Source organism: Bradyrhizobium tropiciagri (assembly GCF_018130505.1).
GTDB classification, from domain to species: Bacteria; Pseudomonadota; Alphaproteobacteria; order Rhizobiales; family Xanthobacteraceae; genus Bradyrhizobium; species Bradyrhizobium tropiciagri_B.
In genome coordinates this window covers 49,107-75,994 of record NZ_JAFCKH010000015.1, presented here as the reverse complement: position 1 = coordinate 75,994, position 26,888 = coordinate 49,107, and the positions used below count along the sequence as shown (strand labels likewise).

The 26,888-nt window shown below is 64.0% G+C and carries 25 protein-coding genes; 8 read left to right on the top strand and 17 right to left on the bottom strand.

Annotated features, from left to right (window positions below; genetic code table 11):
• Positions 1 to 26: 26 nt before the first annotated feature.
• Complete coding sequence (locus JQ633_RS31525; protein WP_211989561.1) at positions 27 to 818, top strand: amidohydrolase family protein; 792 nt, start codon at positions 27 to 29, stop codon at positions 816 to 818.
• Here JQ633_RS31525 and JQ633_RS31520 read toward each other — a convergent pair.
• Genes JQ633_RS31520 through JQ633_RS31480 form a run of 9 tightly spaced genes read right to left on the bottom strand, consistent with a single transcriptional unit; the run spans position 794 to position 9,855 of the window.
• Positions 794 to 3,148, bottom strand: coding sequence for a xanthine dehydrogenase family protein molybdopterin-binding subunit (locus tag JQ633_RS31520; RefSeq protein WP_211989560.1), 2,355 nt, complete (start codon positions 3,146 to 3,148; stop codon positions 794 to 796). The two genes, JQ633_RS31525 and JQ633_RS31520, sit on opposite strands and share 25 nt — an antisense overlap.
• Positions 3,145 to 3,624, bottom strand: a complete 480-nt coding sequence (locus JQ633_RS31515) for a (2Fe-2S)-binding protein (RefSeq protein WP_211989559.1) — start codon at positions 3,622 to 3,624, stop codon at positions 3,145 to 3,147. The genes JQ633_RS31520 and JQ633_RS31515 overlap by 4 nt, the downstream gene beginning before the upstream one ends.
• Positions 3,621 to 4,490: an FAD binding domain-containing protein gene (locus JQ633_RS31510; protein WP_211989557.1), complete on the bottom strand. Its 870-nt coding sequence runs from the start codon at positions 4,488 to 4,490 to the stop codon at positions 3,621 to 3,623. Before JQ633_RS31510 ends, JQ633_RS31515 begins: the two co-directional genes overlap by 4 nt.
• A gap of 2 nt (positions 4,491 to 4,492) precedes the next feature.
• Entirely contained in the window at positions 4,493 to 5,275 is a 783-nt protein-coding gene (locus tag JQ633_RS31505) for an alpha/beta fold hydrolase (protein WP_211989555.1), read from the bottom strand.
• 11 nt (positions 5,276 to 5,286) lie between these two features.
• A complete protein-coding gene (locus JQ633_RS31500; RefSeq protein WP_249159788.1) occupies positions 5,287 to 6,006 on the bottom strand; it encodes an ABC transporter ATP-binding protein in 720 nt (239 codons plus the stop codon).
• Complete coding sequence (locus tag JQ633_RS31495) at positions 5,996 to 6,739, bottom strand: ABC transporter ATP-binding protein (RefSeq protein ID WP_211989553.1); 744 nt, start codon at positions 6,737 to 6,739, stop codon at positions 5,996 to 5,998. The genes JQ633_RS31500 and JQ633_RS31495 overlap by 11 nt, the downstream gene beginning before the upstream one ends.
• Complete coding sequence (locus tag JQ633_RS31490) at positions 6,736 to 7,737, bottom strand: branched-chain amino acid ABC transporter permease (protein WP_249159787.1); 1,002 nt, start codon at positions 7,735 to 7,737, stop codon at positions 6,736 to 6,738. The genes JQ633_RS31495 and JQ633_RS31490 overlap by 4 nt, the downstream gene beginning before the upstream one ends.
• Entirely contained in the window at positions 7,734 to 8,594 is an 861-nt protein-coding gene (locus JQ633_RS31485; protein ID WP_211989551.1) for a branched-chain amino acid ABC transporter permease, read from the bottom strand. The genes JQ633_RS31490 and JQ633_RS31485 overlap by 4 nt, the downstream gene beginning before the upstream one ends.
• A 40-nt stretch (positions 8,595 to 8,634) precedes the next feature.
• Positions 8,635 to 9,855, bottom strand: a complete 1,221-nt coding sequence (locus JQ633_RS31480; protein ID WP_211989549.1) for an ABC transporter substrate-binding protein — start codon at positions 9,853 to 9,855, stop codon at positions 8,635 to 8,637.
• Between the two features lie 230 nt (positions 9,856 to 10,085).
• Between JQ633_RS31480 and JQ633_RS31475 the strand changes: the two genes are divergently transcribed.
• The gene (locus JQ633_RS31475) at positions 10,086 to 10,721 is read left to right on the top strand and encodes a GntR family transcriptional regulator (protein WP_211989547.1); all 636 of its coding nucleotides are present in this window, start codon (positions 10,086 to 10,088) and stop codon (positions 10,719 to 10,721) included.
• 32 nt (positions 10,722 to 10,753) lie between these two features.
• Positions 10,754 to 11,827, top strand: a complete 1,074-nt coding sequence (locus tag JQ633_RS31470; protein WP_211989545.1) for an amidohydrolase family protein — start codon at positions 10,754 to 10,756, stop codon at positions 11,825 to 11,827.
• Between the two features lie 128 nt (positions 11,828 to 11,955).
• Here JQ633_RS31470 and JQ633_RS31465 read toward each other — a convergent pair whose 3' ends face one another.
• From JQ633_RS31465 to JQ633_RS31440, 6 genes are all read right to left on the bottom strand, one after another.
• The gene (locus tag JQ633_RS31465) at positions 11,956 to 12,477 is read right to left on the bottom strand and encodes a ParB N-terminal domain-containing protein (protein WP_211989543.1); all 522 of its coding nucleotides are present in this window, start codon (positions 12,475 to 12,477) and stop codon (positions 11,956 to 11,958) included.
• Positions 12,478 to 12,766: 289 nt separating this feature from the next.
• Positions 12,767 to 14,134: an NAD(P)H-dependent oxidoreductase gene (locus JQ633_RS31460; RefSeq protein WP_211989542.1), complete on the bottom strand. Its 1,368-nt coding sequence runs from the start codon at positions 14,132 to 14,134 to the stop codon at positions 12,767 to 12,769.
• A 49-nt stretch (positions 14,135 to 14,183) separates the two neighbouring features.
• Positions 14,184 to 14,759 carry a dTDP-4-dehydrorhamnose 3,5-epimerase gene (rfbC, locus tag JQ633_RS31455; RefSeq protein WP_211989540.1) on the bottom strand — a complete coding sequence of 192 codons (576 nt, stop codon included), beginning with the start codon at positions 14,757 to 14,759 and terminating at the stop codon, positions 14,184 to 14,186.
• 13 nt (positions 14,760 to 14,772) lie between these two features.
• On the bottom strand, positions 14,773 to 15,849 hold the full coding sequence (locus JQ633_RS31450) for an NAD-dependent epimerase/dehydratase family protein (RefSeq protein WP_211989538.1): 1,077 nt from the start codon (positions 15,847 to 15,849) through the stop codon (positions 14,773 to 14,775).
• Between the two features lie 15 nt (positions 15,850 to 15,864).
• Positions 15,865 to 16,518: a PIG-L deacetylase family protein gene (locus tag JQ633_RS31445; RefSeq protein ID WP_211989536.1), complete on the bottom strand. Its 654-nt coding sequence runs from the start codon at positions 16,516 to 16,518 to the stop codon at positions 15,865 to 15,867.
• Positions 16,515 to 17,330 carry a sugar phosphate nucleotidyltransferase gene (locus JQ633_RS31440; RefSeq protein ID WP_211989534.1) on the bottom strand — a complete coding sequence of 272 codons (816 nt, stop codon included), beginning with the start codon at positions 17,328 to 17,330 and terminating at the stop codon, positions 16,515 to 16,517. Before JQ633_RS31440 ends, JQ633_RS31445 begins: the two co-directional genes overlap by 4 nt.
• A 198-nt stretch (positions 17,331 to 17,528) precedes the next feature.
• On the opposite strand from JQ633_RS31440, the gene JQ633_RS31435 reads away from it, so the two are divergent.
• Positions 17,529 to 18,620: a Wzz/FepE/Etk N-terminal domain-containing protein gene (locus JQ633_RS31435; protein ID WP_211989532.1), complete on the top strand. Its 1,092-nt coding sequence runs from the start codon at positions 17,529 to 17,531 to the stop codon at positions 18,618 to 18,620.
• Between the two features lie 46 nt (positions 18,621 to 18,666).
• On the opposite strand, the gene JQ633_RS31430 is transcribed toward JQ633_RS31435, so the two are convergent.
• Positions 18,667 to 20,757 (bottom strand): right-handed parallel beta-helix repeat-containing protein, encoded by a 2,091-nt coding sequence (locus JQ633_RS31430; RefSeq protein ID WP_211989531.1) that lies wholly within the window; start codon positions 20,755 to 20,757, stop codon positions 18,667 to 18,669.
• A 22-nt stretch (positions 20,758 to 20,779) separates the two neighbouring features.
• Positions 20,780 to 21,973 carry an O-antigen ligase family protein gene (locus tag JQ633_RS31425; RefSeq protein WP_211989530.1) on the bottom strand — a complete coding sequence of 398 codons (1,194 nt, stop codon included), beginning with the start codon at positions 21,971 to 21,973 and terminating at the stop codon, positions 20,780 to 20,782.
• A gap of 288 nt (positions 21,974 to 22,261) precedes the next feature.
• Between JQ633_RS31425 and JQ633_RS31420 the strand changes: the two genes are divergently transcribed.
• The 4 genes from JQ633_RS31420 (at position 22,262) to JQ633_RS31405 (ending at position 26,885) form a co-directional block, all read left to right on the top strand.
• Positions 22,262 to 23,650, top strand: a complete 1,389-nt coding sequence (locus JQ633_RS31420; protein WP_211989529.1) for a lipopolysaccharide biosynthesis protein — start codon at positions 22,262 to 22,264, stop codon at positions 23,648 to 23,650.
• Positions 23,647 to 24,459: a glycosyltransferase gene (locus JQ633_RS31415; protein WP_211989528.1), complete on the top strand. Its 813-nt coding sequence runs from the start codon at positions 23,647 to 23,649 to the stop codon at positions 24,457 to 24,459. The genes JQ633_RS31420 and JQ633_RS31415 overlap by 4 nt, the downstream gene beginning before the upstream one ends.
• Complete coding sequence (locus JQ633_RS31410; RefSeq protein ID WP_349631638.1) at positions 24,351 to 25,637, top strand: glycosyltransferase family 4 protein; 1,287 nt, start codon at positions 24,351 to 24,353, stop codon at positions 25,635 to 25,637. The genes JQ633_RS31415 and JQ633_RS31410 overlap by 109 nt, the downstream gene beginning before the upstream one ends.
• A 147-nt stretch (positions 25,638 to 25,784) precedes the next feature.
• Positions 25,785 to 26,885: a hypothetical protein gene (locus JQ633_RS31405; protein ID WP_211989525.1), complete on the top strand. Its 1,101-nt coding sequence runs from the start codon at positions 25,785 to 25,787 to the stop codon at positions 26,883 to 26,885.
• Positions 26,886 to 26,888 lie beyond the last annotated feature (3 nt).

The window sequence follows — 26,888 nt, the reverse complement described above, 5'->3', positions numbered from 1 at the left end:
GGGGCGCGTGGGAAACCCATGCCCATGTGATCGGCCCGGCAGCCGACTATCCGTTCGTACCCGGCCGCCACTTCAATCCGCCGCCGGCGTCACCTGCCGATTTCGTCGCGATGCTCGACAAGGTCGGCCTGCAATATGGCGTCGTCGTGCAGGTGTCGGTGCACGGCACCGACAACCGGCTGTTGGTGAAGGCATTGCAGGACTATCCGGACAGGCTGTGCGGCGTCGCCGTGATCGATCCTGAGATCACCGACAGGGAAGTCGCCGTGCTCAAGGACGCCGGCGTCCGCGGCATCCGCATTCTCGATATCGTCGGCGGCGGCGTCGGCTTGCAGAACCTCGAGGTGCTGGCGGATCGTTGCGCGGAAATCGGCTGGCACGTTCAGGTCGCGACCCGCGGCGAAACCTACCCTGCGATCATCGATCGGCTGCTTCGGCTGCGCGCATCGTTCATCATCGATCACATGGGGTGGTGTGCTGCCGCCAACGGCGCCGACAGTCCCGAATTCCAGGCGGTGCTGCACATCGTCAGAAACTCGAACTGCTATGTAAAACTGTCTGGCGGCTTCCGGCTTTCGGCACAAGCCTATCCGTTCCGCGACGTCGTTCCGTTTGCCGAAGCGCTGATCGATGCCGCCCCCGACCGGATGGTCTGGGGCAGCGACTGGCCCCATGTCGGTCTTTACGATGCCGCAGCCGTCCCCGACGCCGGAGAGATTCTCGATGGGCTCGCGAGCTACGCCACCGACGTCGAGCAGCAGCACAAGATCCTGGTGTCCAACCCGGCGCGGTTCTACGGCGTTCCCGCCACTTCTTGAGACTGCGATCCGCTCGCCTCGATCCATTTCATCACCTGTTGCGGCGAAATCGGGTGGAGGTGGATGAACGGCGCATCCGCGCCCAGCGCATCCTCGACGGCCGAGATCACGCAGGCCGCGGCCGGAATCGTGCCGCCTTCGCCGGCGCCCTTGACGCCGATCGGATTGCGCGGAGACGGCGTCTCGATGTGATGGACTTCGATCGACGGCATCTCGGACGCGAGCGGCAGGAAGTAGTCCGCGTAAGTGGTGGTCAGCGGCTGGCCGGCCTCGTCGTGGATCATGCGCTCGAACAGCGCGTTGCCGATGCCGTGAACGACTCCGCCGCGAATCTGGCCGTCGACGATCAGCGGATTGATCAGCTTGCCGCAGTCGTGCACCACGACGTAGCGGACGACCCGCACATCACCGGTCTCGGGATCGATCTCGACTTCGCATGCGTTCGCGCCGTAAGCGAATGTCAGCGCCGTCGAGTTGAAATAGGCCGTCGCCGCGAGGTCCGGGTCCATGCCGCCGGGCAGCCCCATGCCGGCATTGCCGGCCAGCGTGCGCGCAATCTCCGACAGGCTGACGTTCAGTCCGGCAACGCCCTTGACGCGGACCGCACCGCCTTCGAGCTCGAGATCCTCCTCGCTGACCTCCAGCTTGTGCGAGGCGAAGGCGATCGCCTTGGCACGCACCTTCTGTGCGGCGAGTTCGACGGACGAGCCAGCCGTCACCGCGATCCGGCTCGCGATGGTGGATATGCCGAGCGGAAATTTCGCTGTATCAGCGGTCTCGACCGTCACGTCGTTCAGTTCGACGCCGAGCGCGTCGGCGGCGATCTGCGCGAACGCCGTACGATGGCCCTGACCCTGGCTCGATGCGCCGGTGCTGACGATGACCTTTCCGGCCGGCGTGACCCGAACCGATGCGCCCTCGAACGGGCCGAGGCCGGTGTCCTCGACACAGGATGCGATGCCGAGGCCGAGCAGCTTGCCGCGCTCCGCGGCGGCGGCGCGGCGCGCCTCAAAGCCGGCGGCATCGACCTTGTCGAGCACGAGATCCAGCGCGGCGATGTAGTCGCCGCTGTCATAGGAGATCGGCGAGCCGTCGCGGGCCTTCATCCCGGTCAAGTACGGCATCTGCTCGGCACGAACGAAGCTGCGCCGGCGCACCTCGTCGCGATCGATGCCGAGATGGCGCGCGATACGGTCGGCCAGTCTTTCCAGCACGAACGCGGCATTCGGCCGGCATGCACCGCGCACGGGAGACGTCGGCACCAAATTGGTCAGCACGACATCGACCGTGAGATCGAGCGCCTCGAGCGCATAGGGGCCCGGAAAGCTGGCGAGCGCCGTTGCCGGCAGGATCAGGCCGTAGGGCGCGTAGGCGCCGTTGTCGTGAACGCAATGACCGCGGATCGCGCGCATCCGCCCGTCATTGTCGAAGGCGACATCGAGCGTCCAGACCTGTCCGCGCTGCTGCGTCGTGGCGACGAAGTGCTCCTGGCGGTCCTCGATCCATTTCACCGGCCGCCCGGTCTTGAGCGCGGCGAGCGCAACCGCGAACTCCTCCGGATAGACATTGGCCTTCGGGCCGAAGCCGCCGCCGACATCCGGCGTCATTACATGGAGCTGGCTCTCATCGCGGTTGAGATAGCTCGCAAGGTGCCGCCGCACCATGTAGGGCGATTGCGAGGACGTGGAAAGCGTCAGGACGTCGGAATGCGGATCGACGCTGGCGACCACGCCGCGGCACTCCATGGAATGGCAGCCGCCGCGATGAATGTCGAAGGACTCGGTCAGGACATGGTCGGCGTTCGCGAACACCGCGCCGCAATCGGCGAAGCCGGCTTTCATGGTGGCGGCGATGTTGCTCGGCCGCCTGCTGTCAGCTCGGGGCGCTCCCGCCTTCGCAGCAAGGACGGCGTCGGCGACGGCCGGCAGTTCCTCGATGTCGAGCATCACGGCAGCCGCGGCATCTTCTGCCCTTGCGCGGTCGGCGGCCAGCACGATCGCGATCGCCTCGCCGACGTGACGCACTTCCTCGACGGCCAGAGGGTGATAGGTGATCGGCGTCGGCAGCAGCGGGTGCGGGGCCATCGGCGGCATCGGGCCCTGCGCAATGGAGGCAAAATCCGCCATCGTGTAGATCGCGACGACGCCGGGCATGCCACGCGCGTCGCTGGTGTCGACGCTGCGGATGCGGCCGTGGGCGACATTCGCGCGGACGAACGCGGCATGCAGCAGGCCCGGGAATTCCATGTCGTCGACATAGCGTCCGCGTCCCGTCAGCAGGCGGGGATCCTCGACGCGGGTGACCGCGGCCCCGAAATAACGCGCGCTCATGGGCGGCTACCCTTTGCTGCGGTGGTTGTCAGGGCTGCTTCGACGATTCCCTGGTAGCCGGTACAGCGGCAGGTGTTGCCGGAGATCGCTATCCTGACGTCCTGCTCGGTCGGAGAGGGCGTGACGCGCAGAAAGGCTTCCAGCGTCATCAGCATGCCCGGCGTACAGAACCCGCATTGCAGGCCGTGGTGATTGGCGAAGGCCTGCTGTAGCGGAGAAAGCTCGCCGCCCTTGGCGAGGCCCTCGACGGTTTCAACCGTGCAGCCGTCGACCTGGACCGCCAGCATCAGGCACGATCGGACCGGCGCACCATCGACGATGACCGTGCAGGCGCCGCAAACGCCGTGCTCGCATCCGACATGTGTTCCGGTCAGCCCCAGGCCGTGACGCAGGAAATCGGCGAGGTGCATCCGTGGATCGGCGTTGGCCTCGCGCCGTTCGCCATTGAGCGTGAAGCTGAGATGTCGTTCGCTCATTGGCGCTGCTCCCGGCTGACGCAGGCCTCGCGCACGGCACGGCCGAGCAGGGTGCCGGCGAGATGGCGGCGATAGTCCGCCGTCACCTGCACATCCTCCATCGGATGGAGTGCGCGGGCCGCATCAAGGATCGGCGCGAGCGCAATCTCGCCGATGTTCTGGCCGACGAGCGCCGCTTCGGCTTCGGAAAGACGCCGTGGCGCCTCTTCGACGCCGAACACCAGCAGCGCCGCACGCGTAATGCTGCCCCCGCCGTCGGCCTCAAGCAGCGCAGCCGCACCTGATATCGCAAAGTCACCATGCCGCCGCGCATATTCGGCGAAGCCGTAGCCGTGCCCCTTCGCCCACGGCTTGAAGCGCACCGCCTCGAGGAATTCCAGATCGTCGAGCGCTGATTGCAACATGCCCTGAAACCAGTCGGCGGCCGCGATCACGCGGCGCCCCTTTGGTCCGATCGCGACAAATTCGGCATCGAGCGCGGCGCAGATCGCCGGCTGCTCGGCGGATGGATCGAGATGGCAGCAACTGCCGCCGATGGTTCCGCGGGACCGGGTCTGGATATGGCCGACATGTTCGAGCGCGCGTGCAAGCAGCGGCAGGCGATCGCGGATGATCGGCGAGGCGAGAATATCCGCCTGACGCGTCATGGCGCCGATCTCGATGCCATCAGTGGTTTCCCGAATGCCCGCCAGCTCCGGAATGCGATTGATGTCGATCAGGTGATCGGGCGCGACCACGCGCAGGTTCAGCATCGGCATCAGCGACTGGCCGCCGGCCAGGATTTTCACGTTGTCGAGGTTGGCCAAGAGCGCGCCGAGCTCCTCGCGGGTCTGGGGACGGTGATATTGGAACGGCGGTGGTTTCATGATCAGGTCAATTCGAGGAAGCCCGAGATCGTCTTGATGAAAGCCTCGGGCGCCTGCGCCATCGGCGCGTGACCGCAGCCGGGGATTTCGATCAGCTCGGCCTTGGGAAGTGCACGGGCGAGGGCACGTGCCATCTCGGGCGGTGTCGCGGCGTCGAGCTCGCCGACCACGACCAGCGTTGGATTGCGAATGGTCGCAATGCCGGATGTAAGGTCAAGCGCGGCGAGCGCAAGGCAGGCTTCGGCGAAGAACTCCGGATTGGTCTTGAGCAGGGCATTGCGCCGCTCGGCGAAGACGTCCGGATGCGCCGCGATGTAGTCCTCGGGAAACAGCCGCTTCATCGCGACATCGATGATGGCTGCCATGCCGGCCTGACGAACCCGTTCGGCCATGGAGTAGAACGACTGCTTGCCCTCCGGCGAGAAGGTCAGTCCGGTGTCGGCCAGCACGAGGCGGTCGAACTTGCCGCCGTGGCGGATCGCCAGGGTGCTCGCGACAAAGCCGCCGAAGCCATTGCCGAGCACGTCGGCGCCGGTGCCGAGATCCAGCGCATCGAACAGCCCGGAAATGCGGTCCGCGATGCCCTCGATCGTGGAGCCCGCGGATGACGAGCCGCCGAAGCCGGGCAGATCGGGCACGATCACGCGCCGGGTCCGCGCCAGCATCGGCACGATCCGGTCGAAGATGGAGCGATCCGCAAGCAGCGAGTGCAGAAGCACAACGGGCTTCCCGGCTCCGGATTCCGCGATGTCGAGAACGCCATCGCGTACGGAAATCGACGTCATGCCTTGACCTTTCAATAGATACCAAGAAGTTGCTGGATCCGCGCGCCATCGGCGCGAAGCGCTTCCGCCCCGCCCGTATGCGCGACATAACCCGTATTCAGGACCACGACATCGTCGGCGATTTCGAGCGCGAGCCTGATGTTCTGTTCGACCAGGACGATCGAGAGGCCGCTCTCGCGCAGGCGCCTCAGAACTGCCGCGACCTCCGTGACGATCTGCGGCGCCAGGCCCTCCGACGGTTCGTCGAACAGGATCAGCCGCGGATTGGTCATCAAGGCGCGCGAGATCGCGAGCATCTGTTGTTCGCCGCCCGACAGCGATCCGGCGAGCTGCTGTTTCCGCTCCGCCAGCCGCGGGAAAGCCTCGTAGACATCGTTCAGCGTCCACTGTGAGCGCTGGCCTGCGCGGCCGCGGCGCGCGGCGACGGTGAGATTCTCGATTACGGTGAGTGATGGGAATATTCTGCGGCCCTGCGGAACGAGACCGATGCCGTTCAGCGAGATCGCCTCCGGCGACAGGCCGGCGATGGATTGGCCGAACAGCTCGAGGCGCGCCGTTTTGGCGCGGACCAGGCCGACGATGGCGCTGATGCAGGTGGTCTTGCCGGCGCCGTTGCGGCCGAGCAGGCCGAGAACCTGTCCCTGCTTCACCGTGAACGACACATCATGCAGAACATGGCTATCGCCGTAGAACGCATTGAGTCCGCTGATCACCAGCGCGTCAGTGCCCAAGATACACCTCCCGCGTCTTCGGATCGGCGACCACTTCGGCGCGATTTCCTTCCACGACGATCTGGCCGTGCTGCATCACCGTGATGACATCGGCAAAGGCGAGCGCGACGTCCATGTCATGCTCGATCATGATGATCGTGACGTCGCGCGGGATCGTCTGCAGCAGGCGTTCGACATCCCGCCGCTCATCGGCCGAGAGGCCAGCCAAGGGCTCGTCCAGCAACAGCAGTTTCGGCTTCTGGGCGAGGGCCATGGCGATCTCGAGGCGGCGCTTCTCGCCATAGCTGGTATCCGCCACCGTTCTCTCGGCAAGGTGCTCCAGGCCGACGAGGGCCAGGATCGACCGCGCTTCGTCCCACAGCGCCGTGTGCTTCCTGATGTCCGATAGCGGATTGAAGCGGAGCTTGAGCAGGCCCAGCAGCGAGATGACGACGTTGTGGACCAGGGTGTTCTTCGGAAACAGGGTGATGATCTGGTAGGTGCGCGCCATCCCGAGATGCGTGCGCTGGTCTGCGGTCTTTCCGGTGACGTTCTCGCCGAAGATGCGGATCTCGCCGCGCGATGCCGGAAAGTCGCCCGCGATCAGATTGAACAGCGTGGTCTTGCCGGCGCCGTTCGGCCCGAGCAGCAGGCGCCGTTCGCCGACCGGCACCCGCATCGAGACGTCGCGCACGGCGGGCAGGCCGCCGAAGAAGCGATGAAGTCCGGTCACTTCCAGAGCGGGCGCGGTCATGTCGTCCGCTCCTCGGCAGCGGGCAGGGACGCCTCAGCGGACGAAGCCGGGCGCATCTTCATCGTCTCGCGCAGCCGGCGCAGGCCGGGCACGATGCCCTCCGGCATGAACAGCACGATCGCCACGAAGACGACGCCGAGCAGCATCAGCCAACGCGTGATGTAGGCGCTGACGACGTTCTTCAGGATGACGACGAGCGCTGCGCCCACCACCGGTCCGAACAGGGTGCCGGTTCCGCCGGCCACGACCATCAGCAGCGTTTCGGCCGAGGTCGTCAAATGCAGCGCCTGCGGACTGACGAACTGGTGGTAATAGGCGTAGAGCATCCCGGCGATTGCGCCCCAAAATCCAGCGAACACGAAACTCAGCCACTGGATCAGCCACACATTGTAGCCGAGCGCGCGCATGCGCCGCGGCTGGTCGCGCGCGCCTTGCAGGCTTTGTCCGAGCCCCGACTGGACGAAGCGCGAGATCAGCCACACCGCCAGCACCAGGAAAATCAGGGTGAAGTAGAAGAATGCGGTCGGGTTCATCAGGTCGATCCCGAACGGCCGTGGTCGGATCGGGCCGCCGAGCCCGTTGTCGCCGCCGGTGAGGCTCGCCCATCGATAGGCGATGCCCCACAGGATCTGGCCGAGCGCCAGCGTGATCATGAGGAAGCCCAGCCCGGACGCGCGCAGCGCAAGATAGCCGAACAGCATGGCGAGCAGCGTTGTCGCGCCGATCGCGATCAGCGCGCTGCCGAGCGCTCCCACGCCGGCATGCGTGCTGAGATAGATCGTGAGATACGCGGCGACGCCGAGATAGGACGCATGGCCGAGCGAGATCATTCCGCCGAACCCGACCAGCACGTTGAGGCTCATCGCCAGGATCGCGGCAATCACGATTTGGGTCGCGATGTTGATGTAATAGTCCGATGTCACCAGCCACGGCATCGCCAGCAGCGCGGCGATGGCGACGAGGGCGAGGACCGCCTGTTGACGCGAAGCGCGGATCAAATCGCTTGCCTCCCGAACAGGCCGGTGGGGCGCAAGGTCAGGACCAGCACCATCGGCAGGAACAGGATCATGTAGGCGAGATCCGGAAACAGCGCCTGGCCGTAGCTGTAGATGAAGCCGATGATCAGGCTGCCGATGAACGCACCGAGCAGGCTGCCGACCCCGCCAAGGATCACGACGACGAGGGCCAGCGGCAGCATGTCGGTGTCGAGGCCGGGATAGACCGAGAGGATGGGCCCCGCCAGCACGCCGCCGGCGCCGGCAAGCGCCGAGCCGAGACAGAACACCACCGGGAATAGAACAGATGTGCGGATGCCCATGGCGCGCGCCATGTTGAGATCGTCGACGCCGGCGCGGATCATCGCACCAAGCCGGGTACGCTCGAGCAGGAACCACAACGCGGCAGCCAGCGTGAACGCCACGCCGATGACAAACAGGCGATAGATCGGAAACGCCAGCTGATGGATGCGGAACGCGCCGGCGAGTTCCCGCGGCATCGGCACCGGGCGCGGATCGCCGGTCCAGATCCAGACGCAGGCGTCCGCGATGATGAACGCGATGCCGAGCGTCACCAGCACCTGTGCCAGCGGCTGCCCGGTCAGGCGACGCAAGATCAGCCGCTCGATCACCGCGCCCAGCACGGCGATCGCGACGCCGCCGATCAGGATGGCTGTCCAGAAGCTGGCACCGGCGGCCATCGCCGAAATCCCGACATAGGCCCCCAGCATGAAATACGCACCATGGGACAGGTTCACGATGCGCATCAGGCCGAAGATCAGCGAGAATCCGGACGCAAGAATGAAGAGGAGAGACCCGAAGGCCAGGCCGTTCAAACCTTGAATGACCCAGAAATTCATGCGGATCTCTCTTCGCTCAGCCGAATGACCTGAACCGAACTTACTTGGCCGGCGTCCAGTCGCGCGAATAGACCGGGCTCTTCAGAAACTCGTCGGGCCCATAGGTCCAGAACTGGCTGACCGCCGGATAGGTCTTGATGACGGTGTTCTGCAGCTTGCCGTCCTTCTTCTCGACCTTCCGGATCGTGATGTCGAGGATCGGCTGGCCGTATTGGTCGAGCTTGACCTGCCCGTAGGGGCTTTCGGGCATGTTGACGCTGCGCAGTGCCTTCATGAAGGCCGCCTTGTCGGAAATATCGCCCTTCACCTGTTCGAGCGCGTTGTTGAGGAATTCGCACGCCATGTACGCGCCCACCGTGTAGTAGCCGGGGTCGGCGCTGTAGGCCTTTTGCACGGCCGCAACGAATTTCTTGTTGGCGGGCGTATCGATCGCCGCGCTGTACCAGCCGGCGGAGATCACGCCGAGCGCCTCATCTCCCATCCGCTTGAGGATGCCTTCGTCGACGGTCGTCATTGCGCCGAGCACGGGCTTCTGCATGCCGTAGTTCTTGTACTCGCCGAGAAACTTGATGCCGTTGCCGCCCGCGAAGCCGGCAAACACCGCATCCGCGGTGGGATCGATCTGGGTGATGTAGGTGCCGTATTCGGCCGCATTCAGCGGCGACCACAGCTTCTGGATCACCTTGCCGCCGTTCTGCTCGAACGTGCGCTGGAATCCTGCGGAGAGTTCGTGGCCGAAGGCAAAGTCGTCGGCGATGATCACGATGCGCTTGTACTTCAATTCCTTGGCGGCGTATTCGCCAAGCGCGTGATGGGCCTGCGCCGAGGTGCCGACTGCGCGCACGAACCATGGGTTGGGCTTGCGCTGCGTCAGGTCTTCCGCCGCCGCCGACGGGGAGATGATCGGAGTCTTGGTCTGGCGGATGTAGTCGTCGATGGCGAGCGCCTCGAACGCCGCCAGCGGCCCGATCAGAACCTGTGCGCCGTCGCGCTCAACCAGCTCCTGCGCCTTGGTCTTGGTAACGGCCGGCTGACCGGCTGTGTCGGCGGTGATGATCTGGATCTTGCGGCCGGCCATCTCGCCCTTGTGCGCATCGATGCACAGCTGGAGGCCTTCCTCCATCTGCCGCCCGCCCGCGGCCAGCGCGCCTGACCTCACGGTCATGAACCCGACCTTGAGCGGCTCTGCCGCTTCCGCAGCACCCGCCAGGGCCCAACCGATCAGGAACGTGGTCGAAAACAGGGCGCCGATCCGCCGCATATGCCTACCTCCTTGGAAACAGATATTGATACATCTGATGTTGTTATTTGTTTGTCTTCTGAGATGTCACGAGATCGCGAGGAGAGTCAAGAAGGTCATCGGAATGGGCCGAATTCCGCGAAATTGATAGCGCAATCAGGTGGTGCAGGGTATCTTGGTGTCGGATATCAATGGTTGGGGCAACGCCGTGATATCTCACGAATGAGCCCGACGGAGCATTTTCGGCCGCGATGCAAAGCAAACGGATCTACGGGCTGCTGCGGCAGCAAATTCTGACCTGCCAGTTGCCGCCGGGCCGTGAGCTGCGCGAGCAGGAGCTCGCCCAGGAGTTCGATGTCAGCAAGTCCCCGGTGCGCGAGGCGCTGCAGCAGCTCGTCAGCGAAGGCCTCATCATCGTCATTCCGCGCCAGGGCTACCGCGTGGCTCCGGTGTCGCTGCGGGATGCCAACGAAGTCTTCAGCTTTCGCCTCGCGATGGAGCTCGCCTGCCTTGCCGAGGCGGTGAAGAACGCGTCCGACGAAGAACTCAAATCGCTCGACCGGTTTCGCGAATTCGACGGCGACTATGAGCGCGAGTTCATCACGTATAATCAGGATTTCCACTGCACGCTGGCGCGCTGCTCGGGCAATGCGCGGATGGCACGAACCGCGTGCGACCTGATCGAGGAGACCGAACGGCTGGTCCGGATGAGCGTCGCGGCCGTGCGCGGGCCGAATGCGCACAAGTTCGTCGAAGAGCACAACGCCATCATCACGGCGCTGCAGGCGCGCGACTCGCGCCGCGCGGTCAGCCTGTTGCGCGCGCATGTGGCGGCCGCGGTCAAGCGCTTCAGCACGGCGCTTGAATGGACGGTCATGCAGGCGTAACCCCAATCCCACTGGCCAGAACGGATTTCCCAATGATCGATCGCAAGAATCGCTATGGTTTGACGGCTGCGCGCATCCAGGATGCGGACGGGCGCGCACGCCGGCCCTCGTCGCCGACCATCGACATCCATGCCCACATCGTCGTTCCCGAGGCAGCCAAGGTTGCGCGGCCGCACGTCGATATCAGCAGGATTCCGCTGGCCCATTTCGCGGATGCCGCGAGCAAGGAGATCAACGCCGGGCAGGAGGAAGACCTCCGGGAGGTCATGACGACGATCGACCGGCGGCTGCGAGATCTCGACCGGATGGGCATCGACGTCCAGGTCGTCGCGCCCGCGCCGGGGCAGTGTTATTATTCGGTGGATCCCAAGATCGCGGAATCGGCGCATCGGATCGCAAATGACGGCGTCGCCGAATTCTGCGCGCGCAAGCCCGATCGCTTCCTCGGGCTGGGCGGGGTCACGCTGCAGCAGCCGGAGCTTGCGGTGCGCGAGCTCGACTACGTGATGTCCGAGCTGAAGCTGAAGGGCGTTCAGATCCTCACCAATGTCGACGGCAAGGAATTGTCGGACCCCGAGTACCGGCCGTTCTTTGCGCGCGCCGAGCAACTCGGCGCGTTGATCATGCTGCATCCGAACGGCTTCACCCAAGGCGAGCGCTTCACGCGCTACTACTTCAACAACGTCATCGGCAATCCGCTGGAGACCACGCTGGCGCTGCATAATCTGATCTTCAGCGGCACGCTGGCGCGGTTTCCCGATCTCAAGCTGCTCGCGGTGCATGGCGGCGGGTATCTGCCGGCCTATTCGGGGCGGATCGACCACGCGTGGGGCGCGCGACGGGATTCGCACGCCGATCTGCCGCTACCGCCGACGACCTACCTGCGTCAGGTCTATCTCGATACGGTGGTCTTCACCTATCACCAGCTCGCTTACCTGCTCGACGTCTTCGGACCGGATCGCATCCTGATGGGGACCGACTATCCGTTCGACATGGCGGAGTTCAACCCGATCGGCCACATCGCCGGCGTTCCCGGAATGGACGAGGCGACGTTGGCGCAGCTTGCGGGCGGAAACGCCATCCGCCTGCTGGGTCTCGATCTCTAGAGCGCGATCATCGCGCTCTAGCTCTTTGTTTGAGCATGATCTGTTCGGAAAACCGCTTCAAACTTTTCCGGATCATGCTCTGGCGCAGCTGGTCCATTGGCATTTCAAGCCAAGCCTCGAGCCGGCAATCAATAACGGCCGCCGTCGTTTTTTTGCCGGGTGATCCAGTCCGACAGGGTCTTCGGTCGCGAATCCGACGTCCGGCCTGGCAACGCCTTGGCATCGCCACGCCCGCTCTTCGCCGGACGGGTTCGCTGAAATTGCGCGTCCGTTTCCCTGGCGCCCGTCGAGGCGGCAGTCGATCGTTCCGCGGCTTCCTTCTCGAGGCGCATCTTCTTCAGCCGCGCCATCTTGTCGCGCTCGGCCTCGGCCTCGGGGCTTTCGGACAAGACCGTCTTGTGTTGCGCGAACTCGGCCGAGACCACGATCCCGAGGATCGTTTCCTCCCCGAGTGCCTTGCAGGCCTCGAGCCGATGCAGTCCGTCGACCAGCACGAAGCGGTCCTCATCGGGCCGCACCAGAATCGGCGCCTGCTGTCCGCTTTCCAGGATGCTTCCCGCGATTTCCTCGACGACTTCGGGCCTGACCGACTTCTTCCTTTTCACGGGAACGTAGATCTTCTCGATCGGGAAGCTTTCCGGTTTGGCCATGGCTTCAACTCCGTTTCACAGGCCCGTCGGAACCCACGCCCGGGGGGCGGGACTTTAGGGGTGAAGCGCTCGACCGCAAAGCTAATTTCGATTTGGCTCCGCGCCGGAGCCAGCGGATCTTTGATGGCGGCCACTTTGCATGGGGTTGTTTTCGACATTTTGGGGCGCGCACCTTCGAAGGAGAGTTCCTTCGCTGGTGCAGGACGGAACCACCCGCCCGAGACGGTCAGGGCGCGCCGCGTCGCTGCCGATCGACGCGTTCAGCGAGTAAACAGATAGCCTGATCCTGCTATGAAACTGGGATCGGGGCCTCGGATGAATTGCGTTCGGATGCGGTCGAGGCCGTCAACAGCTCCTCGAGCCAGGTTTCGCCCCGGAAGCTGCGATATTGCTCGGCGCGCAACCGGTCGGCGAGGCGCCCGCTCGGAAGCACGACGTCGTCGTACGTCATCACGGCGTCCTTGGCGATATCGCGCTTCAACCGGCAACCCTCCACCAGGCCTTCCGGCAAGTAGCGCCGGGCGCACATCTCCTCGCTGTTCACCGCCTCGCCATACGTCATGTACATGCCGTAGTCGTCGAGCACCTCGCCGGCCTTGAGGTCGCGCTTGGCGACGGCGCAGACTTCGACGACGGGACCGCCGAGCGGCGTGGTGGTCGGATCCCTGAACAGCACAGCCCGCGCGATGGCGTTCGGTGCTTCGAAGTGCACCAGATGATAGGGGATGAAGAACGAATAGAGCGGCCCCGTTCCCATCTTGTACAGATTGAGGTAGTGCTGCTGCTTCGGATCGCGATGCTCGGCCAGGCAATAGACCTTGGTCAGCGGCGTTCCCACCACATAGTCGATCGCGCCGCCGAGGTTGCGGAGCTCCTCGATGTCGTACAGCTCGCCGATCTTGAGCACGTCGCCCGTGTACTCCAGTCCGCGCGACATGCCGCGCGAGCGCACCTTGAAGCCGGTCGCGTTGGCGACGATGCTCTGCTCGAAGCTGATCTTGGTGCCGTCGGCGAAGCTGGTCACCATCGCGGGGTTCTGTCCCCAACGGTCGGCAAAGCCCTTCTGCGTGGTCGGGTTGCGATAGGGATCCTGGAGCCCTTTCACATTGCCCATCAGGCGCGGCGTGAGGCCGAGGCCCTTGACCCATCGATAGAGGTTCATCTGGACGCCCGGCTCGTCGCCCTCGCAGCCGGTGAGGATGACGCCGTATTGTTTGGCGTACGTGTGGAGAATAGGACCGATCGTCCCGTCGAGCTCGGCGTTCATCAGGACGACGTCCTTGCCGTGCTTGAACGCCTCGAGCGTAACGCGCGCTCCGTACTCGACCGAGCCGGTGACGTCGACAAGCACGTCGATGTGCGGCGATCGCGCCAGCAGCATCGCGTCAGCGGTGGCTACCGGCCGCTTGCGCTCGGCGGCCTGGTCGAATTTGGCTTGCGACTCGGCAACGGCAATGTCCTCGCAGCCGGCATATTCGAACACTGCCACGGCCCGCTCGGGACGGCGGTTGGAGATCGCGACGACCCGCATGCCGGGCACGCTGTTGACGATCTGGTTGGTCAGGCCCTGGCACATGAAGCCGGCGCCGATGATGCCGACCCGGATTGGCCGCTTGTGATCCGCGCATGCCTTCAACGCCGTATCGAGTATCCACATGCCCGTTGCTCCATCGCCGGAATTTCACGCGCAAGGCGCAGGCGCGGCGTCAGGCCGCCATCGCGACCGACATCCTGTGCTTCACCTCGTTCTCGATCTCGCTGAGTGGCCGGAAGGCCTGGTCCTTCGGCGAGATCACCGTCACCGGAAGCGGCCATTCCAGCCCAAGCCGCGGATCGTCGTGTCGAAGCCCGCCCTCGGCGTCCGGCGTGTAGAACTCGCCGACCTGATAGCTGGTGTCCGTGTTGTCGCGCAGCGCCTGATAGCCGTGGGCGAAGCGCTCCGGCACGTAGAGCGAGGTCATGTTGTCCTCGTTCAGCTCGACGGAGATGTGCTGAAGATAGGTCGGGCTCTCGGGCCGCAGGTCGACGATGATGTCGAGAATGGCGCCGCGCGTGCATCGAACCAGCTTGCTCTCCGCCGCCGGCGGATACTGGAAGTGCATGCCGCGCAGCGTTCCCTTGCGAGCGTTCGAGGCGAGGTTTGCCTGGGCGATGATCGGCTTCAGCCCATGGTCGCGGAACTCCTTGCGGCAGAACGCCCGCGCAAAGAAGCCGCGCTCGTCGGTCTTGCGGTCGAGATCGATGATGTAGGCGCCCTTCAGCTTCGTCTCGGTGAAGATCATCGGTTGCCTCCCTCTATCCGCCGGCCGCAGCCAGCTTGCGCTCGGTTTCCCGGCCGGTTGCCTGCCGGTGCCGCAAATCGTCCGAGATGACGCCGTCGGCGATCAGCTTCTGGATATGGCTGATGCGCTGGTAGCGCGGTCCCTCGAACTCCTCGAGCGTCAGGCTAGACCGGCGATAGGCATCGTAGAGCTGCTCGGCACCGCGGCGCGCGTCCCATTGCGGCTTGAAGGCAGGCAGCACGCGGGCGATCTTGTCGAAGCTCACACGGTAGGATCGCGTGTCCGCGCTTGCGTCAGGGGCCATCTCCAGCCGGGAGCCGGGAACCACGTCGGCGACGATCGCGGCAATGTCGCGAACGCGATAATTGTGGGCGGTCTGGCCGACGTTGAATGCCTGATTGAAGACGAGGTCGCGCGGCGCTTCCATTGCCGCGATGAAGGCGCGCGAGATATCCTCGATATGGACGATCGGGCGCCAGGGCGACCCGTCGGACTTCAAGTAGATCAGTTGCTTCGTGACGGCCCAGGCCACCAGATTGTTGAGCACGATGTCGAAGCGAATGCGCGGCGAGGCGCCGTACGCGGTCGCCGGGCGCAGGTAGGTCGGACAGAAGCTGTCGTCCGCGAGCGGGGAGATCCCTCGCTCTGCGCGCACCTTCGATTCACCATAGGCGGTGACCGGGTTCAGGTCTCCGGTCTCGTCGAGCATCGCTTCGCCGGCCCGGCCGTAATTGCTGCACGAGGACGCCAGCAGGAAGCGGCCGACGCCGGCCTGCTTGGCAGCCATCGCGAGCCGGACGCTGCCATGGTGATTGATGTCGTAGGTGAGGTCAGGGCACAGATTTCCGAGCGGGTCGTTGGACAGCGCGGCCAGGTGAATGACGGCATCGATGCCCTCGAGATCGCCGCTGACGACGTCACGGACATCCTTGCGGATATGCGGCACGGAGGCGATGCGGCCGCCGGCCTCGAAGGTGCAGTTGGCATAGAGATCGCTGTCGAGGCCGATCACGTCGTGACCGGAGCGCAACAGCAGAGGAACCATCACGGTTCCGATGTATCCCAGATGGCCGGTTACCAGTACCTTCATGATCTCTTGTCCTCGTCACTGCACCAAGATCTTCCGCGCATGGAAGGCTTCCGCGAATCCGTCCGGCGCGCGGCACTCGGCGCCGCGAAGCCGCGCCAGCCCCATGAACGTCTGCGCGTCGAACCAGTCCTTCGAACGCTGCGTGCCGAAATGCTCATGAAGCAGCCTTGCCTTGCGCTCCATCAGCGCCTTGCCGGCCGGGATGAACAGATTGGGCTGGCCCAGATCGCCGTCCCATTTCGGAATCTCGTATTCGAGGATGACGTGATCGCGAAAACTGTTCCAGGTCAGCGCGGACACTTCCCGATGATCCTGATGCGCATCGCCGCGCCAATGGCACAGGATCACGTCGGGCGACGCGCGCGTTTTCAGCTCCTCGAACCAGTTCTTGATGGCGGCGCCCTGGTAGGGAAAATAGCCGTCGCGGAATTCCGCCAGCTCGATCGTCGATCGCGCCGCGCCCGCAAGGAACGCGTGGGCCGATGCGCGTGCTTCGTCGGCTCGCGGCCCGGCGGCGCTGAGCACGACCCAGTGCACGTCCAGGCGGACGCCTCGCTCGATCCATCCGAGAATTGTCGCGCCGGCGCCGATCTCGATATCGTCCGAATGAGCGCCGATGCAGAGCAGCGAAAGACGCTGGCCCGGCTCGGCAAGTACGACCGGCTTCATCCGGCTTTCCTTTCGGCCTCGAATTCAGCGCCGCGCGGGATCTGATGGAGCAGCCAGGGCATCGTGCCCTTCTCGACGAGGTCGTCGAGCACGTGCTTGTCCTTCAGCGTATCCATCGGCCGCCAAAAGCCTTCATGCTGGAAAGCCATCAGCTGGTCGGCTTCGATCAGCCGCCTGAAGGGCGCCTCGACGAGTTCGTCGCCTTCCGCCATGTAGTCGAATATCTCCTGGCGGAAGATGAAGAAGCCTCCGTTGATCCAGAGGTTGGCATCCTGGCTGGCCCGCATCCGTTCAACCTTGCCGTCGGGCCGCATGTCGACCAGATGCAGGCTGAACGACGGCCGTACCGCAGTAAAGCACGCGACCTTGCCGCTGGCGCGGAACAGCCGGGTCATTTCGGTGAGATCGATATCGGAAAGACCGTCGCTGTAATTGGCGTAGAACATCTCCTCGCCGGCGACATGCTGGCGCACGGCCCACAGGCGTTCTCCGATGTTTCGCCAGATGCCGGTGTCGATCATGGCGACGCGCCAGTCCTGCTGCGGATCGCCGAGGATCTCGACCTGGCTGCCGAAGCCCTTGACGACGCAGTCGGCATAGGTCTGCGGCTTGTAGTTCAGGAAGAATTCCTTGATGACGTGCGCCTTGTGACCGAGGCAGAGCACGAAGTCGTTGTGCCCGAACTGGCTGTAGTAGTGCATCAGGTGCCAGAGGATCGGCTTGTCCCCGATCGGAATCATCGGCTTGGGGATGCTTTCGGATACATCCCGGATCCGAGTCCCGAGCCCGCCGCAGAACAGAACTGTCTTCATCTCGGCAGCCCTTCTTCGTGTCGCGTGATGGGGTTCAGTCGCGGACAACCCGAACCTTGCCCCGCCGATACTTCCTGCGGCGCCGTGCTTCATCAGCTGCGATTGTGAGGGGTCAGCTCACCCTGACATTCGGTCAAAGCGTGTCGGGGGCGGTCCATAGTGTCAACGAACCGTCGGGGGTAACCCCGGGACGCTGCGATGCGGCAGAGGCCGGCCCGTCTCGTTGGAGGTAGTCCCTTTGCCGCGCAGATGTCGCCCGAAGTGCTTGCCCGTCGTGCTGCGCGATCCGCTAAGAACTCCACGATGACCGCGCCAATAAAGCCAAATCGCGAGAAGCGGCTGGATTTCCAGCTCGATCCTTCGGAATATCGTGTCCATTATGACGACATGGCCGCGAGCATCATTCCGTGGATCACCCGGCACGGCTGGCTGATCGCGGTATTCGTCGCGCTCGCACTGGTGATCGCGTGCATTCTCATACCGCTGTTGCCGCGCAAATATTCGGCGGAGGCGCTGATCTATCCCAATCTGGTGTCCCGCGAGCAATCGAAAGTCGTAGCGCTGGGGAACACCGATGGAGCGTCCATCGTCAATGGCGAGGCTCTCCTGATCCGCTCCGAGGCGCTGCTGCGGGCAGTCGCAAAACGTCTGGGACAGGATCCGAACGTCTCCGGTTCGTGGTTGAAGATGCACCTGGACCGGTTCCGGGCCGCGTGGTTGCCGGAAACCCGGAGCTACTCGCCGTTCGATCGCACGGTCGCGGCGTTGCGCAAGAGAATTGTCGTCACCAATGAGACACGTTCATACCTGATCTCGATTTCGTTCACGGCCTCGTCCGCGGAGGAGGCTGCGAGGGTCGTCAACGCCGTCGTTGCCGAATATCTGCGCGACAAGGTCAGGCAGCGGCGGCAGAACAAGGTCGTCGCCGCGGAAGCCGAGCTGCGCGAGCGTCTGGCGCTCTACGGCGAAAAGCATCCGAAGACCTTGCAGGCGGTCGACGAACTTGAAGCCGATCGGACGTCACTGGAAGCTGCGATGAATTCGCAGGATGACGATCAACTCGAGGTCGCCGATAACCAGAGCGTCAGGCTGGCCGTTCCGAACTACACGCCGACCAGCCCCAAGGGAATCATGATCTTCGGACTGTCTATTCTGTTTGGCTTACTGGCTGGGGTCGGCTTCGCGTTCTGGCGTGATCGCAGGGCGCCGGTACGCGCGGTCGATGATCAGCCACTTGGCAAGGATACCGACCGGAAACGGACGCTGGTGTACCATCCGCATTCGCGGTAGTGCGGAAAGCGACATCGCGGTCGAGAATTCGCTCCACCTGTTCAGCCTAGGAAAAGCCCGGCGGGACGCCTGGCAGGTTCGCGCTCAGCAAGGCTGGCTCCTGCCGGCCGGCCTGCGTTGCATCGAAGGGTTGGAAGCCAGTCTGCAGCGCCGGCGAATTGGCCTTCAGGCGGAAGTCTGATTTCTCAGCATCCACGAACAGCGGATCGGCGAACAACGCTTGCTCGTCCTGGGTTCCCTCGCGCCACAGATTCAGCAGGAAGCTACCCGGGAAAACAGGCCGCTTGGCGACGGTGTTCCAATAGATGTTGCGATCGAACTTGATGTTGACATTGCACGGCGGCGAAGCCGCGGGACACCCTCCGATCAACGGTTTGCTATTGCTCCAATAGACGATGTTGCGTTCGAAATAGAACGAAATGTGCGGTTCGGATTTGGTCACCTCCAGCGGAAACTCGCCAGCGTAGGCAAAAATGTTGTTCCGGATACGGTTCTCCCTGCCGAAATGCTGGTGAAAGCCGGCGCTCTTGGTGTGGTGCACCAGGTTGTTCTCCATGACGATCTCGCTGGATCCTTCGTCCGTGTACAAACCCCACCCGGCATCGAGGAACGACCGGACATCGTGGATGTGGTTGTTGCGCACGACCGTGCCGGGCTGCACGCCCAAGGTATAGATCGCGCCCATGTCCGAGGTCACGCCCTGGCCGATCCTGTACACGTGGTTGAAGGCGATATCGTTGTGGTGCGCGTCGCTGCGCGTGTACCCCCAGGTCCAGCCGACCGAAATCCCGATCTGGTAGAAGTCGAAGACATCATTGTGTTCGACGGTGTTGTACGAGGATTGCCCGATCCAGATGCCGTTGGCCGCCGGGTGCAGGCGGCCGCCATGCGCGACCAGGCAGTTGCGGATGACGTGGTGGGACACGTGCATCTCGGGATCGTTCGCGGGTTGCCTGATGCTGTCCCAGGTCCCGCTGCCGGCGTGTCCGATCTTCACGCCGCCGCCTCCGAGGTCGATCAGCTCGCAGCTCTCTAGGCGATTGTTGCGTGATCCGGCGCCGAAAGCGATGCCGCAGGCGCCGACGTGCCGGATGGCACAGCGTTCGAAGGCGATATCGCGGGCACCAAATGCTTCGATCGCCGCCCGCAGCCCTATTTCGGCCTGCGGGAAGTCCTGGCCGGTGCTCGGCAACGTCCAATTGCTGTGGGCGAAGGTGAGGCCGCGAAACTGCAGGTTCGTGACCCAACGTTTGCCTGGCAGGTCACCCCGAAACGCGACCAGCTGTTCGAGCCGGGGGGCGATCACCACGGCCTTGTCAGGCTGTTCTCCGGCCTTTGGAATGTAGGTGAGTTGCCCGAGCGACCTGTCGAGATACCACTGGCCGGGCTGGCGCAACGCGTCCCGCACATTGTCCACCAGGTACCGGTTGCCCTTGTCGAAAGCTCTCCAACTCTGATTGGTGAATACCACCCGATGCTCAGCCGCGACGACGGACCTGATCCGCATGCGCGGCGCCGACCACACATGAAATGCCACTACCTCCACGTCTTTCAGATCGGCCCAGTCGGTGCGGATGTCGCCGTCGGCGAAGCCAAATTGCCCGCGGCCGAGTTGCTCCGCAATCTGATAGTAACCCCGCTCGGGCAGACGCGGACGGTAGCGCCGCTGATCGTCCACGAACAGTTGGGCAAACGACCACTGGCCGGAGCGCACCTCATCCAGCGTCGTCCGCCAATGTCCTTCGTCGGTGATTTGCCAACCCGTGATCCGTACGCCGCCGCTCAGCACGGGGGTTTCATTTGAGAAAGCCTCAAAGATGGTCGGGGAGTTTTCCGTGCCCGAGTCTTCCGGGCCAAATGTGAGCGGCTCGCTCAGATAGTAGGTGCCGCCGCGAATGGAGACGATGATGGGTCGTTCGCGGCCGGGCTCGCGCAGGCGCAGTTCGGCAACACGCCGCTTCGCCTGCTCGATCGATGCGACCGGTCCATCGGTCCCGTCTTGCCGTGGCTCCGGGAGGCGCCCGGACCACTGCTCCTTTCCGGACGTCGATACGTAGATGTCGGCCTGAGCTGCTGCCGATCTGCCCGACAGCACCGACACGAGAACGCCGCCCAAAAGCATCCGTCTGGTCAGCATGGCAGCGGGCTCCCGCAGGCAGTCACCACGGCGTCCTGCGCGCGGCAGGCTCCTGCACCTGAGAATAGGCGACCATCAGAGCTGCCGGAAACCAGTAGAAGAGGTAGATGAGGACGTTGTCCGTAGACATGATGATAGCGGTCGTAATCGCGATCACGGCCGCGGTCGCGGATGTCGAAAACAGCAGGGCCATGAACGTGGTCATCACGATCGATCCTGCAATCCCGTAGTCGTGAAGGATCTTCATCCAGTCATTGTGCGGCTGCGTCAGCACTCCGCTCGAGACGATCGAGGCCAGGGTATCGGCACCGCCCGGCCCGGATCCGAAAAGCGACTCGACGAAGGGCCGCGTGTCCATCATGCGGTTCAACTCGATGGCAATCGCATAGCGCCCGAGCATGACTTCATCGAAACTGACGGTAATGCTGGCGCTGTGGAATACGTATTCGGAGATGGTGTCGAGGTTTGTGGCCACAATGTTGATGGTCGCCAACGCGGCCAACAGGGCGAAGAAGCAGTTGCGCCTCTGCTTGAGCGCCGGGACGTATCGAAACAGCATTGCAGCACACACGCCAACGACAATCGCGAGGATGGCGACGCGTTTTCCCGCCACGATGCTCATGATCAAGGCAAGCAGGAACTGAAGCTTCGCGCCGATCGCGAAAAAGAACGCCGCGTACAACGGCCCGACGACGCCCCCGCCGTCATTGCTGTCGTAGCCCTCCACAACGGCAGTGCCGGTGCCGTTGTTCAGCATCTGCAGAAGACGAATCTCGCCGCGTTCGGCGCCCCAATAGTCCATGAACAGATAGACCAGCGAACATAGAAAGATGAAGCGGATTTGTGCCGCGTTGACCTCGACGACCGGCATGAAGCAGAGGATGGCGCAGGCGATGATGACGAAGTTGCGTGAGGCGAATGCGACGTCGCGCGTTCCAGTCAGGTAGCTGACGACAGCCAACGCCACATAGGCGAAAAGGAAGGCCGCGGCTGGCCGGCTCCAACTCGAAACGCGATCCTGCATCGACGACGCGATGAGGAGCAGCGGCAAGGCATAGATCAGGTATCGAAGGGCTTCGAACGGGCCGGACAAATGGTAGCCCGCATAGCCCACGGCGTACACGCCGCATGCAATCGACACTATCGATCGGGCGCGCGAATGGCTTCCAACGCCCGCAATACCCGTCCCGGTCAGGGTCTCGATACCGACGCGCAAATCAGGGCCCCTCCAACCAGTCGCGGTGCGGACGGAACGACCGCATTCCATGCAAACCCTTGCGCGACCTCGCTTCTGCAGCCGCTTCGGCGGTTTTACGAATGCAGGGTAGCGCCTGCCACACGCGAGGGACTTGCGAACATTCTGGCTATCAGTTCGAGCATTGTGAGTACCCCTTTCGATTTCCCCACCGATGTCCCATAGCGGGCGGAATTGGATATCCTAGAATCCGATCGCAAAACCTCCGGTACTCAACCGCTCATTTCATCGCATCGGACGCGACGTCTAATGGCACTTATCGAGCCGAGCAACCGGAGCTCCGACGACGCTCTGGCGACTGCGCCAACCGCCTCGCCGTCGGTCGCGACGCTGGCCCGGCCTGGCCCCTCGGGCCCGGCAATCGCCGCCCGGCTGTGGCAACGTTTCAATGGCGGGTTCTGGACGCTGCTGGATCAAGGCGTCATCAGCCTTGGGACCTTTCTGGTTAACGTCCAGCTCGCGCGCCAACTCGGTGCACCCGAGTACGGCACGTTCGCGCTGCTGTTCGGCGGCTTCTTCCTGTTCCAGCATTTCAATGCATCGCTGATCTACTATCCGCTGATGCTGAAGCTCGCGACCGGCAAGCAGGAGCGCCCATCGGACCTGGTTTTCGTATCGTTGGCCCTGACGGCGCTTTCCACCGGCGCGTTCGCGCTGGTCGTTACCACATGCCTCATCGTCTTCGGCCGTTCGGATATCGCGTTGGCGGCCGCTTTGTATCTGGTGCTGTGGCAGATGCAGGATGCCCTGCGACGCGCGCTGCTGGCGGAGTTCAGGCATCGAACGGCCGCGATCGGCGACAGCATCACCTACATCGGCGCGGCCGCCGGCATCGCCTTGCTCGGCAGTTTTCACAGCCCCGGCGTGTCGAATGCGCTGTTTGTGATGGCCGTCCCATGTGCCCTCGCCATCGCCGTCCAGGTCTTTCAGCGACCTCCTTCGTTTCCCCGCGGCGGCAACACGCGCGAGTTGCTGCACGGCTTCTGGACGCACGGAAGGTGGGCCTTCGTGAACGGCGTGATCCTGATTGTCACCGTGCAGGCATTTCCATGGGCGCTGGCAACGTCGGACGGCCTGGCAACCGCCGCGGCCTTCCAGGCCGTCCTGAACGTCGTCAATCTCGCCAACCCGATTGTCTTCGGCCTGTCCAACATCATTTTGCCCACGGTGACGCAGGCTCATGTAGCGGGCGGCTTGCGGAACGCCTGGAGAGCGGCGCGGCCCTACATCATCATTGGCGGGACGCTGCTTCTGTTCTGCGTCATCCCGGTGACGCTGATGACTCACACCGTGCTCGTCCTGTTCTACGGGCCCAACTCACCCTACGCCCACCTGGAGCACGCCGTCGATCTGATGATGGTGGCGGTCGCCATGAATGCGGTTGCCGAACTGATCAGCACATACCTTCATGGCGTCGGATCGGCCAAGCGTGCCGTGTGGATGAATGGAATAAGCTTTGCGGTCGTCGCGCTGTGCGTTCCGCTGGTCGGGTTGCACACGGTGGCGGGTTGCGCACTGGTCCTCTGCGTCGCGCGGGTCGTTCGGCTGATCGCAGGTTGCTGGACGGTTGCCCGGATGCTGTCGTCCGATGATCAAGGCTCGCACGGGCACATCGAGGGCACGGGGAGGGGACGATGATTATCAGCATCGTCACACCGGTGCTGAATGGCGGAGACGATCTGCGCGCGTGCATCGAGTCGGTCAAGGCCCAGACGCCGCGCGGCGCCCTGGTCGAGCACCTGATCATCGATGGCGGGAGCACGGACGGTTCGGCCGAGCTTGCTGCCGCTCTCGGCGCGCGCGTGCTGCGGGAGCCAACGGTCGGCCTGACCGGCCGAATGAACATCGGCTATCGCGCGGCGATGGGCGAGCTGATCGGCTTCCTGGGAGCCGACGACATGCTGCTGCCCGGCGCCGTGGAGGCCGTTGTCGCGGCGTACCGGCGGAGCGGGCGGCGATGGGTGATCGGCGGACTTCGCTGGATAACTCCGGATGGTCACAGTCTGGGCGAGTTTCGCGCGCCGCCGCAATGGATGCCTGTGGCCGCTCACGTCGCGCTGGACTGGAACGTGATTTCTCCGTTGGCGACCTATATCAGCCGGGACTTCTTCGCGCAGCTCGGCGGGTATGACGAGCACTACGACGTGTCTGCCGACTTCGAGCTGTTCGCCCGTGCGCTTCAACAGGAGCCGTTCGAGCGGGTCGCCCAGCCGCTTGCCTGCTGGCGCCGGCACCGGCGGAACCACAGCGTCCTTCACACCGACGCTGCCGCGCGCGAGGCGGATGCGATCCGGCAGTCGCTGGGCCTGAGCGACGATCCCGGCCAGTTGCTGCGGCGATGCGCGATGAAACTCTGGTTCAATCTGCGCAATCCGGACTGGTGCGGACACAAGTTCATCGAGCGGGCGCGCCTGCAGCTGGAGACGGCGCGACAGGCCCGGGCATGAGGGTCCTGCTTGTCCACAATCGCTACAAGTTCGCCGGCGGTGAGGATGTCGTGGTCGCGGCCGAAAAAGCCATGCTCGAGGATCACGGTCATGAGGTCTCGCTGCTCGATGCGGACAATGCGGAGATCTCGGGCGCACTGAGCAAGGCTGTCGCCGGCTTCACCGCGATCTATTCTCCGGCCGCGAAACGGCGGGTGGCGGACGAGGTCGCGCGCTTCCGCCCGGGCATCATGCACGTCCACAACTTCTTCCCTCTGTTATCGCCGTCGGTGTATTGCGCGGCGCATGAGGCGGGGGTGCCGGTGGTGCAGACGCTGCACAATTACCGGCTGGTCTGTCCCGGTTCGCAGCTCCTTCGCAACGGTAGCATCTGCGAGCAATGCCTCGGAAAGACGGCTGCGATACACGGCGTGGTTCACGGCTGCTATCGGGGCAGCCGGGCGGCAACCGCGTCGGTCGCCAGCATGCTGGCGGTGCATCGTGCGTTGGGAACGTGGGGGATGGTGGATGCCTACATCGCTCTCACCAGGTTCGGCCGCGAGACGTTCATTCGAGGCGGGCTTCCGCCCGACCGCCTCTTTGTAAAGCCGAACTTTGCACACTCGGCTGCGGCGACCGGGCAGGGCGACGGCGGCTTCGCGCTCTTCGTCGGACGGCTGTCGGTAGAGAAAGGCATCCGCCCTCTGCTTGGCGCGTGGAAGCGGCCTGGCGTCGACCTTCCCCTGAAGATCGCCGGCGACGGGCCCTTGATGGCCGAAGTGCAAGCGGCGGCGCGAGGCATGGCGAACGTCGAGTTGCTCGGGCAGGTCAGCAAGGACCGCGTGGCGGATATGCTGCGGCGCGCCCAAATGCTGATCATTCCTTCGATCTGGTACGAGGGGTTCCCGATGGTCGTGGTCGAGGCGTTTGCCGCCGGTGTGCCGGTGATCGCCAGCAATATCGGAGCGCTCGGTGAGTTGATCGACCACGGCCGGACCGGATTGCACGCGCGGCCCGGCGACGCCGAAGATCTCGCCAGGCAGGTCGAGTTCCTCGCGTCGGATGAAGCACAGCGGCAGCGGATGCGGCACGCTGTCCGGCGCGAGTTCGAACTCCATTATACTGCGGAGCGCAATTGCGAGATGCTGCTCGCGATCTACGAGCAAGCCCGCGCGCGGCTGATGCCGAGCCAGCTCTGACCGACCGGGCTGCGGAGCGCGCAGTCAAGCACCACCATGGTTCCGCGTTCGACCGGAAGGGGTGGCGGGGTTACCCCCAAAATCCCACGCCAACTTGTCGCAGCCGATCTATTCTCTTGCAAGGTCAATGGCATGGGAGCGCGCTCGATGAGTTGGCGGGCAGGCGATTGGGTCGAGGTTCGTAGCCGTGAGGAGATCCTGAGAACGCTCGACGAGAGCGGGCGGCTCGAAGGCCTGCCGTTCATGCCGCAAATGCTCGAGTATTGCGGCAGGAGGTTCCAGGTCTACAAGCGCGCGCACAAGACTTGCGATGCTCCGGGCACCCTCGGCGGGCTCAAGCTCCCACATGGCATTCATCTCGACCTCCGCTGCGACGGGAAAGCGTATGGCGGCTGCCAGGCGGGCTGCCTGCTGTTCTGGAAGGAAGCGTGGCTGAGGCCGGTCGACGCGGAAGCCAGGGCAGAGGCCGACGAGGAATTCGTCGCTCAGTTCCCGCCCGCCGGTGGCTGCAGCGAGAGCGATGTCTGGCGCGCGACCAAGCAACCGGAGCAGCCGACGCGGTATTCCTGCCAGGCGACGGAGGTGCTCGATTTCGCTCGCCCCCTGAAGTGGTGGGATGCGCGCCAATATGCGGAGGATTATCTTTCGGGCAACACGCCCGTCAGCACGATCCTGACCGGATTCATCTACCAGACCTACTATTACGGCTCCGGCGCATTCAACAGGAAGTGGGGCGAACCCGCCCGCTGGCTTTATGATCGTTTCCAGTCGCTCTGGGGAGGGGTGCCGTTCCCGCGCCGCAGAGGGAAGATTCCGGCGGGATCGCAGACGCCACTCGGCGAAAGCTGCATCCGTGCCGGTGATCTCGTTCGTGTGCGGCCCCTGGAGCAGATCCTCGCTACACTGGATACGGCCGGCAATAACCGGGGAATGCATTTCGATGCTGAACTGGTGCCGTATTGCGGCAAGGTGTTCCGTGTCAGAACGGTGGTTGAACGCTTCGTCGACGAGAAGACGGGCGTCATGAGGACGATGAAGACGCCGGCGGTCATTCTGGAGGGCGTGTGGTGCCGCTCGCACTATAGTTCGAGCAAGATGTTCTGCCCGCGCAGCATCTATTCCTGGTGGCGCGAGATCTGGCTCGAGCGCGTTATCGAGACGCCCTCGCTCGAGGCCGAGGATGTCACGCCGGCGGATGTCGTGCCCACGCAGGAGCCGTACCCTGCATTGATGCGCAACGCGCGATGAGGT

What these genes read in the sequence shown, in the direction of transcription:
- JQ633_RS31485 (WP_211989551.1), bottom strand. Translation starts at nt 8,594, where the DNA reads ATGAATTTCTGGGTCATTCAAGGTTTGAACGGCCTGGCCTTCGGGTCT.
- JQ633_RS31410 (WP_349631638.1), top strand. Translation starts at nt 24,351, where the DNA reads ATGCGCGATGAAACTCTGGTTCAATCTGCGCAATCCGGACTGGTGCGG.
- JQ633_RS31510 (WP_211989557.1), bottom strand. Translation starts at nt 4,490, where the DNA reads ATGAAACCACCGCCGTTCCAATATCACCGTCCCCAGACCCGCGAGGAG.
- JQ633_RS31475 (WP_211989547.1), top strand. Translation starts at nt 10,086, where the DNA reads ATGCAAAGCAAACGGATCTACGGGCTGCTGCGGCAGCAAATTCTGACC.
- JQ633_RS31440 (WP_211989534.1), bottom strand. Translation starts at nt 17,330, where the DNA reads ATGAAGACAGTTCTGTTCTGCGGCGGGCTCGGGACTCGGATCCGGGAT.
- JQ633_RS31480 (WP_211989549.1), bottom strand. Translation starts at nt 9,855, where the DNA reads ATGCGGCGGATCGGCGCCCTGTTTTCGACCACGTTCCTGATCGGTTGG.
- JQ633_RS31520 (WP_211989560.1), bottom strand. Translation starts at nt 3,148, where the DNA reads ATGAGCGCGCGTTATTTCGGGGCCGCGGTCACCCGCGTCGAGGATCCC.
- JQ633_RS31460 (WP_211989542.1), bottom strand. Translation starts at nt 14,134, where the DNA reads ATGTGGATACTCGATACGGCGTTGAAGGCATGCGCGGATCACAAGCGG.
- JQ633_RS31515 (WP_211989559.1), bottom strand. Translation starts at nt 3,624, where the DNA reads ATGAGCGAACGACATCTCAGCTTCACGCTCAATGGCGAACGGCGCGAG.
- JQ633_RS31445 (WP_211989536.1), bottom strand. Translation starts at nt 16,518, where the DNA reads ATGAAGCCGGTCGTACTTGCCGAGCCGGGCCAGCGTCTTTCGCTGCTC.
- JQ633_RS31470 (WP_211989545.1), top strand. Translation starts at nt 10,754, where the DNA reads ATGATCGATCGCAAGAATCGCTATGGTTTGACGGCTGCGCGCATCCAG.
- JQ633_RS31415 (WP_211989528.1), top strand. Translation starts at nt 23,647, where the DNA reads ATGATTATCAGCATCGTCACACCGGTGCTGAATGGCGGAGACGATCTG.
- rfbC (WP_211989540.1), bottom strand. Translation starts at nt 14,759, where the DNA reads ATGATCTTCACCGAGACGAAGCTGAAGGGCGCCTACATCATCGATCTC.
- JQ633_RS31495 (WP_211989553.1), bottom strand. Translation starts at nt 6,739, where the DNA reads ATGACCGCGCCCGCTCTGGAAGTGACCGGACTTCATCGCTTCTTCGGC.
- JQ633_RS31435 (WP_211989532.1), top strand. Translation starts at nt 17,529, where the DNA reads ATGCGGCAGAGGCCGGCCCGTCTCGTTGGAGGTAGTCCCTTTGCCGCG.
- JQ633_RS31420 (WP_211989529.1), top strand. Translation starts at nt 22,262, where the DNA reads ATGGCACTTATCGAGCCGAGCAACCGGAGCTCCGACGACGCTCTGGCG.
- JQ633_RS31430 (WP_211989531.1), bottom strand. Translation starts at nt 20,757, where the DNA reads ATGCTGACCAGACGGATGCTTTTGGGCGGCGTTCTCGTGTCGGTGCTG.
- JQ633_RS31505 (WP_211989555.1), bottom strand. Translation starts at nt 5,275, where the DNA reads ATGACGTCGATTTCCGTACGCGATGGCGTTCTCGACATCGCGGAATCC.
- JQ633_RS31450 (WP_211989538.1), bottom strand. Translation starts at nt 15,849, where the DNA reads ATGAAGGTACTGGTAACCGGCCATCTGGGATACATCGGAACCGTGATG.
- JQ633_RS31465 (WP_211989543.1), bottom strand. Translation starts at nt 12,477, where the DNA reads ATGGCCAAACCGGAAAGCTTCCCGATCGAGAAGATCTACGTTCCCGTG.
- JQ633_RS31405 (WP_211989525.1), top strand. Translation starts at nt 25,785, where the DNA reads ATGAGTTGGCGGGCAGGCGATTGGGTCGAGGTTCGTAGCCGTGAGGAG.